Source organism: Stenotrophomonas sp. 22LJNL06-5-1 (assembly GCF_056861455.1).
Genome location: NZ_JBSPUE010000002.1, coordinates 229,581 through 241,800, shown reverse-complemented (window position 1 = coordinate 241,800; position 12,220 = coordinate 229,581). Strand labels below are relative to the sequence as shown.

Below are 12,220 nucleotides of genomic sequence, written 5' to 3'. Positions count from 1 at the left end.
CCCCATGAAGCTTCCTGCTGCTCTTTTCCTGCTGCTGGCTGCCAGCGCCGCACAGGCCCATGACATCCGCCAGCACGCACCGCACGTGCATGGCCAGGCGACCGTTGATGTTGCGCTTGACCAGCAAACTCTGGAATTCGCCCTTCAGGCCCCCGGCATAGGCATCCTCGATTACGAGCGGCCGCCGGCCAATGCAGCCGAGCAGGCCGCGCTGGCACGGGCGACGTCGTTGCTGAAGGGCGGCAACTGGGTCACCTTGCCCACCGCTGCAGAGTGCCGTCTGGCCACCAGTAAAGCCGATGCAGAGGGCTTCGACGCGACGGCCGCCGCGCCGCCGCCGGGACAGCACCGGCACGCAGGTTTCAGCGCAACGCTGCAGTACCACTGTGCCAAACCTGCCGAGCTGCGGGCGATCGTCGTGCGCCTGCCTGTGCTGTTCCCCGGCCTGCACGAAGTCATCGTCAACAGCGCAACCGCCAATGGCCAGAATCGCAGCGTGCTCACGCCCGACAACCTGCGTGTGGTGCTGGCACCGTGAGCGCGGCACCGGTGATCTCGCTGGAAAACGTGCAGTTCGGATACGGCATGCAGCTGGTGCTGGATATCCCGCGGTTGTGGGTCGAGCAGGGCAGCAGCGTGTTGCTGCGCGGAATCAGCGGTGGCGGCAAAAGTACCCTGCTGGGACTGTTGGCCGGTGTGCTGCTGCCCGGCAAAGGCCGTGTCGAGGTGGCCGGGCAGGTGCTGCAGGACATGGGAGGTGCGGCGCGGGATCGTTTCCGCGCCGACCACCTGGGCGTGATCTTCCAGCAGTTCAACCTGCTGCCGTTCCTCAGCGTGCGCGACAACATTGCACTGGGCCTGCGCTTCTCACGCCTGCGCAGCGCACGCATCAGCGGCCCGCTGGATGCCGAGATCGCCCGCCTGCTGCAGGCCCTGCAGCTGGACCCGGCGCTGATGCAGCGGCGCGCAGGCACGCTCAGTGTTGGCCAGCAGCAGCGCGTGGCGGCGGCACGCGCCCTGATCGGCCGCCCAGCGTTGCTGCTGGCCGATGAGCCCACCTCGGCGCTCGACCGCGAAGCGGCGACCGCCTTCCTGCAGCTGATGTCCGCGCAGTGCCAGGCGGCTGGCACCACGGTGCTGGTGGTCAGCCATGACGACAGCCTGCAGCCCTTGTTCGACCGCACCATTTCACTGTCCGAGATCAACCAGGCAGGTGCCGGCCATGCTTGAGCTTGCCTGGGCCAGCCTGCGCAGCCGTGCGTTGAGTGTCGGCCTGACCGTGCTGGTCATCACTCTCAGCGTGGTGCTGCTGCTGGGCGTCGAGCGTGTACGCACGCAGGCACACGAGGGGTTCGCCAGCACCGTATCGGGCACCGACCTGATCGTCGGTGCGCGTTCGGGACCGGTGAACCTGCTGCTGTACTCGGTGTTCCATATCGGCGACCCGACCAACAACGTGTCCTGGCAGTCCTACCAGGAGCTGTCCGCATTGCCGCAGGTGACGTGGTCGGTGCCACTGTCGCTGGGCGATTCCTGGCGCGGCTACCGTGTAGTGGGTACCACTGGCGGCTACTTTGAACACTATCGCTATGGTTCCGGTCACGAGCTGGCCTTTGCACAGGGGCGGCCCTTTGATGATCTGTACGACGCGGTAATCGGCGCGGAGGTGGCACGCGCGCAGAAGGTCGGCCTCGGCGATGAGATCGTGCTGGCGCACGGCACCGGCGCGGTCACGCTGGCCACGCATGCCGACAAGCCGTTCCGCGTTGCGGGCATCCTGCAGCGCACCGGCACGCCGGTGGATTCGTCGCTGCTGGTCTCGCTGCCAGCCATCGAGGCGATCCATGTCGACTGGCGATCGGGCGTGCAGCTGCGCAGCCAGAGCGTCAGCGCCGAGCAGGCGCGCCACCTGGACCTGACCCCGACCAGCATCACCGCCTTCATGCTCGGCCTGAATTCGCGCATCGCCACGTTCTCGGTACAGCGCAGGATCAACGAGTATCCGGACGAGGCGATGCTGGCGATCCTGCCCGGCGTGACCCTGCAGCAGCTGTGGCAGTCACTGGGCACCGCCGAGCGGGCGTTGCAGCTGATCAGTGCGATGGTGGTGCTGCTGGGCATGGTCTCGCTGGTGGCGCTGCTGGTCTCGACCCTGCAGGAGCGGCGGCGTGAGATGGCCATCCTGCGTGCCACCGGCGCACGGCCGGGTTACATCGCTGGCCTGCTGGTGGTGGAGGCGGTGGCGACCAGTGCGGTGGCCTGCGTGCTGGCCCTGTCGCTGCTGGTGGTCGCCAGCATTGCCGGGCGCGGCTGGGTACTGGCCACCTTCGGCCTGTCGATCACCCATGTCTGGCCGGATGGCCGCGAGCTGGCGTGGGTGGCAGGCGTGCTGGCGATCAGTGCGGTGGCTGGGCTGGTGCCGGCATTGCTGGCCTACCGGCGAACGCTGGCCGATGGCCTGTCGCCGGGAGGCTGAGCATGCGCTGGATGCTGTCGCTGCCGATGGTACTGGCCCTGGTTGCCTGCGAGCGGCCGGTGGATACCGGTGTGCAGGCCTTGCCACCCGCGCCGGTTGTCGACCGCGCTGACGCTGCGGATGCGGCAGAGCAGGAACTGGACTGGCTGCAGATGATGCCAAAGGACGAGCTGGCCGCGTTGGAACGCGGCGAGGGCCCGGAAGTCGAGCACAACGGCAACCGGCGCATGCCGCAGTTCGGCACCTTCCGCACCGTGGACACGGTACTGCAGCGGCCGGTGCGCCTGCCGGGCTACGTGGTACCACTGGCCAACGCGCAGGACGGGCGGTTGACCGAGTTCCTGTTCGTGCCGTACTACGGCGCCTGCATCCACGTGCCACCACCGCCGCCGAACCAGATCGTGCACGTGGTGCTGCCGCGCCCGATCGAGATGCCGGACATGTATTCGCCGTTCTTCCTGGCCGGCACCCTGCGGGCCGAACGCTTGGACGACGATCTGGCCGGTTCGGCCTACACCATGCGTGACGCACAGCTGAGGCCCTATGAACCGTAGTCACCTGTTACTGGCGTTGGGATGCCTGTGGTTGGCGGGCTGTACGGCGCCGGGCGGCGATGCGGTGGTGGTCACGCCGCAGGACAAACCGGCGCCCTCTGCCACCGCCGAAGCCCCCATCGACCGTTGGGACGCGTTGCGGCCCGACGAAGTGACCTACCAGCGACCGCCGCCGCAGATCGGCCTGTCACGCAATGGCATGGACGGCGTGGGTGGCCTGATCGACGACACCGGCTCGGGCACGCCACCGGGGGTGGAGATCGACCATTCCAGCCCGGACCGCGCCAAGCAGTTCGGCTCTTCGCGCGTGGTCGATGCTGTCGATGGTCGCGCGGTGGATCTGGATGGCTACGTGGTGCCGCTCGGTACCAACGATGCAGGATTGGTGGATGAACTGCTGTTCGTGCCGTTCTACGGCGCCTGCATCCATGTGCCACCACCGCCGCCAAACCAGATCATCCACGTGACCCTGGCCACACCGATCGCACTGGGCGATCTGTGGGATCCATACCGGCTTGCCGGCCGCCTGCAGGTGAAGCGTTTCGACGCGGACATCGCCAGCGCGTCCTACGATGCCGCGGCGGCCACGCTGACGGCGATCCGCAACTGATGCGCCGGCGCTGGATCATGGTTGCCGGGGTGCTGCTGGGTGCAGTGGCGCTGCTGGTGTGGTGGCAGCAGCAGCGCGCACCCATCGCGCCGCCGGCGGTCGCGTTTCCGGCACCGGCGTCCGACGCCAGCCAGCGCATCGAACAGCGCCTGGGTGACGATCACGCGTTCCGCAACGACGTGCTGTTCCTGCTCGCGGCAACATTGCGCGACCGCTGCCAGCCATCGCAGGCGGGGCTGCTGGCGCGCATGGCCAATCGTGCGTCACTGCCGGTGCTGGCGGCGGTGAGTGCGGTGACCCAGCAGGATCCCTCGCTGGACCGGCCGATCTACCAGTACATCCAGCACCGCGCCGACGCGACGCAGTGCGGCCAGCCGCTGCAGATGCCGTTGGCCGATGGGCGCCACATGGCGGTGGACATCGAACAGTACGCGCGCACGTTCCCGGACAGCTACTTCGACCCGCAACGCAGCAGCGAACCGCGGGATTTCGCTGGACTGTCGCTGCAGCAGCGCGCCGGCAACGCCTGCAACAGCGTGGTGTACTCGGTGCTGCCGCTGGGCGGCACCGATTGGCGGTGCAGCAGCCTGCGCGCGAATGCCCGTGCGCGGGTGCGCGGGCTGTGCGAGGACGAGCTGCGGCGCCAGCATGGGGCAACGGGCGGGGAGCTGGACATGGCCGTAGGGCAGGGTATGCAGCCGGCCGTTGTATCGGCCATCGCCGCGCTGCCGGAAGACTGCCGGTAAACGTTCACCAGCAGAGCCAGGCCACCGCAGGCCCGTTTCAGTAGAGCCAGGCCACGCCTGGCCTGGACAAGTAGAGCCAGGCCATGCCTGGCTGGCGGTTCAGCCGAGCAAGCCAGCCTCTACAAAAGCTGAACCGGTTGGTTCCGACGGCCATAACTATACAGGACATCCGGTATAGTTATGGCGGTACTCCACCCCCATCAGGTTCTCCCATGGCTTTGTCCCAGCCCTTGGCCGGTGCTCCGGCCCTGTCGCGTGCCCGTCGCTGGGCACTGTTGTTCACCGTCGCCGCTGGCCTGCTGCTGGTCACGCTCGACAACTCCGTGCTCTACACCGCACTGCCCACCCTGACCGAGGAACTCTCGGCCAGTGCCGGCCAGGCGCTGTGGATCATCAACGCCTATCCGCTGGTGATGGCCGGCCTGCTGCTGGGTGCGGGCACGCTGGGCGATCGCATCGGCCACCGCCGCATGTTCCTGATCGGCCTGGTGGTGTTCGGCGTCGCCTCGCTGGCAGCGGCGTTCGCCGACACCGCAGCGCAGCTGATTGCAGCGCGTGCATTCTTGGCGATCGGCGCGGCCGCGATGATGCCGGCCACGCTGGCGCTGATCGGCCTGAGCTTCCACGAAGAACGCGAACGCAACATCGCCATCGCGATCTGGGGTTCGGTGGCCATCGTCGGTGCGGCGCTCGGCCCGATCATTGGCGGCTGGCTGCTGCAGCACTTCTGGTGGGGCTCGGTGTTCCTGATCAACGTGCCGGTGGTGGTGGTCGCGTTCGTGGCCACGCTGCTGCTGGCGCCGGAAGGCCAGCGCGACACCTCGCGGCCGTGGGACCTGGTGTCTTCAGTTCTGGCATTGGCTGCACTGTCCGGCCTGGTGCTGGCGATCAAGTCGTTAATCGCTACGCCGCCGTCGTATTCGCTGGGCGCAGGTGCGCTGCTGTTGGCCGTCATCAGCGGTGCGGCGTTCGCGCGCCGCCAGCAGCAGCTGCCGTACCCGCTGCTGGACTTCGCGATCTTCCGCAATCCTGCGTTCCTGGCCGGCACGCTGTCGGCGGTGTTCACCCTGTTCGCGATGGCCGGCCTGCAGCTGGTCACCACCCAGCGCTTCCAGCTGGTGGCAGGTTTCACGCCGCTGCAGGCGGGCCTGCTGGTCTCGGTGGCGGCACTGGGCAGCCTGCCCAGCGCGCTGCTGGGCGGCAGCATCCTGCACCGGGTGGGCCTGCGCCCGCTGATCTGTGGCGGCCTGGCCGCAGGTGCGCTGGGCGTCGGCGTGGTGGCGTTCGGCTTCCCGCACGGCCTTGGTTGGGTGGTGGCTGGTATGGCCATCACCGGCTTCGGCATGGGTTCGGCCATCTCGGTGGCGTCCACTGCCATCCTCAATAACGTGCCCGCGCACCGCGCGGGCATGGCCTCGTCGGTGGAAGAAGTGTCCTATGAGTTCGGCGGCCTGCTGGCGGTGGCGATGCTGGGCAGCCTGAGCGCCGCGATGTACAGCGCGTTCCTGCCGGTCTCGGCCGATATGCCGGCGCTTGCCCGCGAGGGTTTCACCCAGGCGCTGCATGCCGCGCGCGCGAGCGGGCAGGGTGAGTGGTTCGCACTGGCTGCGGCCGCGTATGACCGTGGCTACCAGATCGTGCTGCTGGTGATCGCCGCTGTGCTGGCGCTGGGCGCGACGATCCTGGCGCGCCTGCTGCGGGGCCGCGTCGGCAGCCGCGAGGGCGCGGCCGATCGCGTAAAATGAAGCGATGAGAACCAGCAAGCGCGACCGCATCCTCGACGCCGCCGTCAACGTGATCAATCGTGACGGCGTGCGTGCGGTGACCTTCGAGTCGGTGGCGGCCGAGGCCAAGCTGACCCGCGGCGGCCTGCTGTACCACTTCCCGTCGCGCGAGGCACTGCTGCGCGGCATCGACGAGCACCTGGTGCAGGCCTGGGAAACGTCGATGGAAACGCTGCTGGGCAAGCGCGCGGACGAAGCGACGGCACTGGAGCGCTACCAGACCTTCGTGCGTGTCTCGGCGCAGAGTGCCACCCGTGCCGAACTGATGTTCATGCTCGAATCGGCCGACCCGGACGCCGATGAACGTCCGTGGGGACCGGCGGTGCGGCGCTGGGCACCGCTGCCGCCGGAGGCGGGTACAGGGGAGGACACTGCTGCGCTCGACAATTTCGTGGCGCGGCTGGCCGCCGATGGCCTGTGGATCTACGAGGCGATGTACGAAGGCCAGCTGGACGAAGGCGTGCGCGCCCGTGTTGCCGAGCGCATCGCCGGGCTGCTGGCGAAGTCTGATGGAACGTCCAGATGAGCGGCCAGCCGGCGCGCAGACATCACCCGTGGTAGAGCCGACCGCTGGTCGGCTGCTCTTCGGTCAGACCACGAAAACCCCGCGCGTCGCGCGATAGTCGACCAGCGGTCGACTCTACCCATCATCCATCTACCCAGCCTGCGCGGCGCTCGCGGCCAGCCACGCCCTCGGCGAGGCCCCCAACCGCTTGCGGAACGCCTTCGACAGCGAGGCGGTATCGGCAAACCCCACCTCGATCGCCACCTGCTTGACCGCCACGCCGGCCCGCAGCTGCGCGCAGGCCAGGCTCAGCCGCCAGTCCAGCAGGTAGCTGGCGGGCGTTGCCTGCATCACGTCCTTGAACACTGCCGCGAATGCGCTGCGCGACATGCCGGCAGTCGCAGCCATGCGCGGCAGCGTCCATTCGTCCTGGGGCGCCTGCTGCATCGCCACCAGCGTACGGGCCAGCCGCGCATCCGACAGCCCGCGCATCAACCCATGGCTGACGCCGGCCGCATCCGGGTGGTCCACCACCCAGCGCAGGACCTGGATCAGCGCCACCTCGAACAGGCGGTTGGTCAGCAGCCGTGACCCGCAGCGCTGGCGATCGGCCTCGGCGAACAGCAGGTGCAGGGTGTCATCCAGTTCGCCGATCGCCGCCAGCGGCACCACCATCACCGGCGGCAGCGACTGCACGATCGGATTGCGCGCGCCGCCATCGAAGTCCAGCGTGGCGCAGGTGAAATCCGGGCCATCCAGCGGTGCGTTGAAGAACACATGGTGCAGTGGCTGCGGATACAGCAGCAGGCTGGGTGTGTCGATCTTCAACCGGGGCAGCGCGATATCGCCCCCGGGATGACGGACTTCCATTTCACCCTGGCGCAGGATGTGCAGGAACGCACGACCGGGCTGCGGCTCGAAGACATGGCGCCCGCACAGCGGACCGCTGTGAAACAGCGCGGCCTGCACCCGGAAACGTTCCAGCAGGGAGGAGAGGCGGTCGGGTGCGGAGGTGTCGGCGGGCATGATCGTGGACGAATGGACAATATGTGTGGCTGATTAAGCCTGATGCGTCCACGGAGTCTACCTAGGATGAGCGGGTCGTCCAATCCCGGGCGCTTTCCCAAGGAGATCCACCATGTCCCGTGTCCCCCTGATCGATGCTGCCAACACCACCGCCGACCGCCAGGCCCTGCTGGGCCAGGTCCACGCCGCCTTCGGTGCCACCCCGGCCATGTTCCGTGCCGTGGCCAACTCGCCAGCCGCCCTGCAGAGCATGTGGGGTTCGTTCGGCGCGCTGGGCGGCGGTCGCCTGTCGCCGCTGCTGGGCGAGCAGATCGCCGTCGCCATCGCCAACCGCAACGCCTGCGAATACTGCCTGGCCGCGCACACCGCGCTGGGCCGCAAGGCCGGTGCCAGCAGCGAGCAGATGGCCGCCGCGCAGATCGGCCAGTCCAGCGATCCGGCCACCTCGGCGGCATTGGACTTCGCGCTGAAGGTGGTCGAGCAGCGTGCGCAGATTGCCGATGGCGATGTGCAGGCGCTGCGTGCGGCTGGCTTCGATGATGAGCAGATCGTTGAGATCCTCGCCCACGTGGCGCTCAACCTGTTCACCAACTACGTCAACGTAGCGTTTGACGTGCCGGTGGACTTCCCGAAGGTCGCGCTGCGCTGAGATGCGGCCTGGCCCGGGTGGCAGTGGGCCGCCCGGGCCGGTCCGAAGGGTGCAGCCGGGGTGGGGCGGCTCTAGCTGCCGTCTGCCTGCAACCGCTCGGGATGGGTATACACATTGAACCCGCTCTCCCGCGCGAACCCGACCAGGCACAGGCCTGCACTGCGGGCCAGGTCGATCGCCAGCGCGGTCGGTGCAGAGACAGCAGCCAGTACGCTGACGCCGGCCCGTACAGCTTTGCTGACCATTTCGTAGCTGGCGCGGCTGGAAATCACCAGCAGCCCACCCTCGATCGTGTGTTCATTGTGATGCAGGGCGCCGATCAGCTTGTCCAGCGCGTTGTGGCGGCCGACGTCTTCGCGCACCCAGCCGATGCGACCGCTGGCATCGGCCCAGGCCGCGGCATGGGTCGAGCCGCTCACCGCGTTCATCGGCTGATGCTGCGCCAGCGTGGCCAGCGCCCGTTGCAGGGCCGCCGGTGGGTAGGTCCGCCGTTCGCGCACCTCGGGCAGTGGCCGCAGCACCTCCTCCAGCTGGCGCGTGCCACACAAGCCACAACCGCCGCGGCCGGGCAGCAGGCGCCCGTTGGCCGGATCGAGGTCGGCGCCGGGTGCATCCTCGGTCACGGTCATCTGCAGCTCGATGCCTTCCAGTTGCGGTCGTACCTCGATGGCCAGCAGTTGGGCAGGCGTAGCGATCAATCCCTCGCTGAGCGAGAAGCCCAGCGCAAAGTCCTCCAGGTCGCAGGGCGTGGCCATCATCACCGCGAATGCGGCGCCGTTGTAACGCAGCGCCACCGGCACTTCCTCAGCCACCACGTCGACCTGCGGCTGATGCCCCTCGCTGCGCCAGCGCTGCAACGGGCGCTGGGCCGTGCCGGCAGGCGGGGTGTGCGGTGGGGTCGAATCAGGCATGCAGCGCGTCCGGACAAGGGAGATACGCAGGTGGTGGACCACCCACGCCATCGAGAATAGCGCAGTGGCCATGCGCTGACGCAGGTGTAACCATTGTCATGGCAGGCTGCGCTGAAAACAGCGCGCACCCACTGGCGAAGCCGTGCAGGCCGTGTTTGACTGTGGGGCTGGCTGTGCGTTCGAAAGCGCCGCCGGACCGCGTTGTGCCCATTGTTGCCGCGTTCCTCCCGTCAGGTTCCCGAACATGTCCGAGCAGAAGCCGCCGCGTTACAAGCCCTACAACCAGCCCGCCGGTGGCTGGGGCGCCGCCGGCGCCACGGCCAAGGTGCTGCTGCAGCAGAGCGTGATCGGCAAGGGGTCGAAGGCGTTGCTGGCGATGAACCAGCCCGGCGGTTTCAAGTGCCCCAGCTGCGCGTTCCCCGACGCCGACGAACGCAAGAAGCTGGAGTTCTGCGAGAACGGCGCGAAGGCACTGGCCTGGGAAGCCACGCAGTTCCGTGCCGGTCGTGAGCTGTTCGCCCAGCACACCGTGACCGAACTGATGGCGCAGACCGACTACTGGCTGGAGATGCAGGGCCGGCTGACCGAGCCGATGCGCTACGACGCGGCGACTGACCACTATGTGCCGTGCAGCTGGGACGATGCCTTCGCGTTGATCGGCCGCCACCTGCAGGCGCTGGACAGCCCGCACCAGGCCGAGTTCTACACGTCCGGCCGAACGCCCAACGAAGCCGCGTTCCTGTATTCGATCTTCGTGCGCGAGTTCGGCACCAACAACTTCCCGGACTGCTCGAACATGTGCCACGAGCCGACCAGCCGTGGCCTGCCGCCGGCGATCGGGGTGGGCAAGGGCACCATCGTGCTGCAGGATTTCGAGCACGCCGAGGCGATCTTCGTGATTGGCCAGAACACCGGCACCAATTCACCGCGGATGATGAGCAACCTGGTCGAGGCGCGCAAACGCGGCATTCCGATCGTGGCGGTCAACCCGATGCCCGAGCGCGCGCTGATCCGCTTCGCCGAGCCGCAGGACATGGTGCAGATGGCCACGTTCGGTTCGACCGAGATCACCAGCGAGTTCGTGCACATCCGCATCGGCGGCGACCTGGCCCTCATCAAGGGCATGATGAAGGTGATGTTCGAGCGCGAGGCGCAGGGTGAGCGTGTGCTCGACCATGCGTTCCTGTCAGAACATACGGTGGGCCTGGAGGCGCTGCGCGAAGACGTGATGGCGCAGGACTGGGACCAGATCGTGCAGGTGTCCGGCATTTCGCAGGCGCAGATCCGTCGCTGTGCGGAGATCTACATCCGCTCCAATGCCACCGTGATCTGCTACGGCATGGGGCTGACCCAGCACCAGTACGGCTCGCGCCTGCTGCAGCAGGTCGCCAACCTGCTGTTGCTGCGTGGCAACTTCGGCAAGCCCGGTGCTGGCATCGGGCCGATCCGTGGCCATTCCAATGTGCAGGGCGACCGCACCGTCGGCATCGACGAGAAGCCCAAGCCGGCCTATCTGGACCGCGTGCAGCAGGTGTTCGGCTTCGATCCGCCGCGTGAGCACGGCCATCATGTGGTCGAGTCGATCGAGGCGATGCTGGAGGGTAGTGCCAAGCTGTTCATCGGCCTGGGTGGCAACTTCATCCACGCGGTGCCCGATACGCCTCGCGCGTACGAAGCGATGCGTGGGCTGGACCTGACCGTGGGCATCGCCACCAAGCTCAACCGCGGTCATCTGGTTCATGGCCGCGATGCGCTGATCCTGCCGGTGGTGGCGCGCTCGGAGCGCATCGTCACGCCGGCCGGCGAGCAGTTCGTCACCATCGAGGACGCGATGTCCAATGTAACCGCCTCGCGCGGCGTGCTCGAACCGGTCAGCGCCGATGTGTTGCCCGAGGTCGAGATTGTTTGCCGCATGGCGATGGCCGCGCTGCCGCACAGCAAGGTCGACTGGGCAGGCTGCATGCACGATTACGTACCCATCCGTGAGCTGATCGCGGCCGTGTACCCGGAGATCTACGCCGGTTTCAACGAGCGCATCCAGCAGCCGCACGGCTTCCATCTGGACATTCCACCGCGCCGCCGCGTCTGGCCCACGCCGAACGGCAAGGCCAACATCCTGGTGATGCCCGGCCTGGACGTGGACGATCCTGTGCATGATCCGGACATGCTGCGATTGGCCACCGTGCGTTCGCACGATCAGTACAACACGACTATCTACAGCTACAACGACCGCTATCGCGGCGTGTACAACGATCGCATGGTGCTGTTCATGAACATCGAGGACCGGCTGGCGCGCGGGCTGGACAAGGAAGCGCTGGTCAGCCTGGAGACGATCAGCGGCGATGGTGTGCAGCGGCGCATCGAAGGCCTGACCGTGCTGGACTACCCGATGCCGCGCGGCGCGCTGGCCGGCTACTACCCCGAACTGAACCCGTTGCTGCCGCTGGACTACTACGACCGGATCAGCGGTACGCCCGCCGCCAAGTCGATCCCGGTGCGGGTGCGGGCGATGGCGGCGGCGATTGCGTAGCACGCGCATCGGCTATCATCGGCGTGTGAACCTGCCTGGCCTGCTGCTGCGATGGACGTTGCTTGTCGCCCTGGTGCTGAATGCACCAGCGCTGGCGCTCGCCGCGTCTTCGTACAGCGGCCCGTCCAGCCAGGACCATTGCGCTGCACCGCACTCGGCCGCGATGGCTGCAGCCGGCTGCTGCGATGATGTAGCCCCGGCGGCCTGCCAGAGTGGCGAGTGCGAATGCCCACCGGCCTGTCTTGGCATGCTGGCGACATTGAGCGGAACGCCGGCCTCGCCCTGGCGCGAAGCGCCTGTTCCGGCCAATACCCAGCAACGCGCACCGCCGCCGATACTGGACCCGCTGCGGCCCCCCATCGCGTGATTCCCTGCAGGCCTCAAGCGCCTGCCGTAGCTGCTCGACTTTTTCTCGACTCTGCCCGCGCC

12 protein-coding genes are annotated in these 12,220 nt (G+C 67.7%); 10 read left to right on the top strand and 2 right to left on the bottom strand.

What is annotated here, in order from left to right:
- Positions 1-4 precede the first annotated feature (4 nt).
- From AC13GF_RS06770 to AC13GF_RS06735, 8 genes are all read left to right on the top strand, one after another.
- Positions 5-538: a ZrgA family zinc uptake protein gene (locus tag AC13GF_RS06770; RefSeq protein WP_171953028.1), complete on the top strand. Its 534-nt coding sequence runs from the start codon at positions 5-7 to the stop codon at positions 536-538.
- Positions 535-1,230 (top strand): ATP-binding cassette domain-containing protein, encoded by a 696-nt coding sequence (locus AC13GF_RS06765; RefSeq protein WP_483004034.1) that lies wholly within the window; start codon positions 535-537, stop codon positions 1,228-1,230. Before AC13GF_RS06770 ends, AC13GF_RS06765 begins: the two co-directional genes overlap by 4 nt.
- The gene (locus AC13GF_RS06760; protein ID WP_483004032.1) at positions 1,223-2,476 is read left to right on the top strand and encodes an ABC transporter permease; all 1,254 of its coding nucleotides are present in this window, start codon (positions 1,223-1,225) and stop codon (positions 2,474-2,476) included. Before AC13GF_RS06765 ends, AC13GF_RS06760 begins: the two co-directional genes overlap by 8 nt.
- Before the next feature lie 2 nt (positions 2,477-2,478).
- Complete coding sequence (locus tag AC13GF_RS06755) at positions 2,479-3,030, top strand: DUF3299 domain-containing protein (protein WP_476714004.1); 552 nt, start codon at positions 2,479-2,481, stop codon at positions 3,028-3,030.
- On the top strand, positions 3,020-3,640 hold the full coding sequence (locus AC13GF_RS06750; protein WP_483004030.1) for a DUF3299 domain-containing protein: 621 nt from the start codon (positions 3,020-3,022) through the stop codon (positions 3,638-3,640). Before AC13GF_RS06755 ends, AC13GF_RS06750 begins: the two co-directional genes overlap by 11 nt.
- Positions 3,640-4,386, top strand: coding sequence for a hypothetical protein (locus AC13GF_RS06745; protein ID WP_483004029.1), 747 nt, complete (start codon positions 3,640-3,642; stop codon positions 4,384-4,386). The genes AC13GF_RS06750 and AC13GF_RS06745 overlap by 1 nt, the downstream gene beginning before the upstream one ends.
- Positions 4,387-4,598: 212 nt before the next feature.
- Positions 4,599-6,131 carry an MFS transporter gene (locus AC13GF_RS06740; RefSeq protein ID WP_483004027.1) on the top strand — a complete coding sequence of 511 codons (1,533 nt, stop codon included), beginning with the start codon at positions 4,599-4,601 and terminating at the stop codon, positions 6,129-6,131.
- Between the two features lie 4 nt (positions 6,132-6,135).
- Positions 6,136-6,696 carry a TetR/AcrR family transcriptional regulator gene (locus tag AC13GF_RS06735; RefSeq protein ID WP_483004026.1) on the top strand — a complete coding sequence of 187 codons (561 nt, stop codon included), beginning with the start codon at positions 6,136-6,138 and terminating at the stop codon, positions 6,694-6,696.
- A gap of 129 nt (positions 6,697-6,825) precedes the next feature.
- Here the strand turns inward: AC13GF_RS06735 and AC13GF_RS06730 are convergent, their stop codons facing one another.
- A complete protein-coding gene (locus tag AC13GF_RS06730; RefSeq protein ID WP_483004024.1) occupies positions 6,826-7,701 on the bottom strand; it encodes an AraC family transcriptional regulator in 876 nt (291 codons plus the stop codon).
- A 112-nt stretch (positions 7,702-7,813) separates the two neighbouring features.
- Between AC13GF_RS06730 and AC13GF_RS06725 the strand changes: the two genes are divergently transcribed.
- The gene (locus tag AC13GF_RS06725) at positions 7,814-8,350 is read left to right on the top strand and encodes a carboxymuconolactone decarboxylase family protein (RefSeq protein WP_049396107.1); all 537 of its coding nucleotides are present in this window, start codon (positions 7,814-7,816) and stop codon (positions 8,348-8,350) included.
- Positions 8,351-8,421: 71 nt separating this feature from the next.
- Here the strand turns inward: AC13GF_RS06725 and fdhD are convergent, their stop codons facing one another.
- A complete protein-coding gene (gene fdhD, locus AC13GF_RS06720) occupies positions 8,422-9,261 on the bottom strand; it encodes a formate dehydrogenase accessory sulfurtransferase FdhD (RefSeq protein WP_483004022.1) in 840 nt (279 codons plus the stop codon).
- 244 nt (positions 9,262-9,505) lie between these two features.
- On the opposite strand from fdhD, the gene AC13GF_RS06715 reads away from it, so the two are divergent.
- Positions 9,506-11,791: an FdhF/YdeP family oxidoreductase gene (locus AC13GF_RS06715; RefSeq protein WP_483004020.1), complete on the top strand. Its 2,286-nt coding sequence runs from the start codon at positions 9,506-9,508 to the stop codon at positions 11,789-11,791.
- Positions 11,792-12,220: the final 429 nt, after the last annotated feature.

Excerpts from the sequence above, each read along its gene's own strand:
- AC13GF_RS06725 (WP_049396107.1), top strand. The coding sequence starts at position 7,814 with ATGTCCCGTGTCCCCCTGATCGATGCTGCCAACACCACCGCCGACCGC.
- AC13GF_RS06760 (WP_483004032.1), top strand. The coding sequence starts at position 1,223 with ATGCTTGAGCTTGCCTGGGCCAGCCTGCGCAGCCGTGCGTTGAGTGTC.
- AC13GF_RS06770 (WP_171953028.1), top strand. The coding sequence starts at position 5 with ATGAAGCTTCCTGCTGCTCTTTTCCTGCTGCTGGCTGCCAGCGCCGCA.
- AC13GF_RS06745 (WP_483004029.1), top strand. The coding sequence starts at position 3,640 with ATGCGCCGGCGCTGGATCATGGTTGCCGGGGTGCTGCTGGGTGCAGTG.
- AC13GF_RS06730 (WP_483004024.1), bottom strand. The coding sequence starts at position 7,701 with ATGCCCGCCGACACCTCCGCACCCGACCGCCTCTCCTCCCTGCTGGAA.
- AC13GF_RS06735 (WP_483004026.1), top strand. The coding sequence starts at position 6,136 with ATGAGAACCAGCAAGCGCGACCGCATCCTCGACGCCGCCGTCAACGTG.
- AC13GF_RS06755 (WP_476714004.1), top strand. The coding sequence starts at position 2,479 with ATGCGCTGGATGCTGTCGCTGCCGATGGTACTGGCCCTGGTTGCCTGC.
- AC13GF_RS06740 (WP_483004027.1), top strand. The coding sequence starts at position 4,599 with ATGGCTTTGTCCCAGCCCTTGGCCGGTGCTCCGGCCCTGTCGCGTGCC.
- AC13GF_RS06750 (WP_483004030.1), top strand. The coding sequence starts at position 3,020 with ATGAACCGTAGTCACCTGTTACTGGCGTTGGGATGCCTGTGGTTGGCG.
- AC13GF_RS06715 (WP_483004020.1), top strand. The coding sequence starts at position 9,506 with ATGTCCGAGCAGAAGCCGCCGCGTTACAAGCCCTACAACCAGCCCGCC.
- fdhD (WP_483004022.1), bottom strand. The coding sequence starts at position 9,261 with ATGCCTGATTCGACCCCACCGCACACCCCGCCTGCCGGCACGGCCCAG.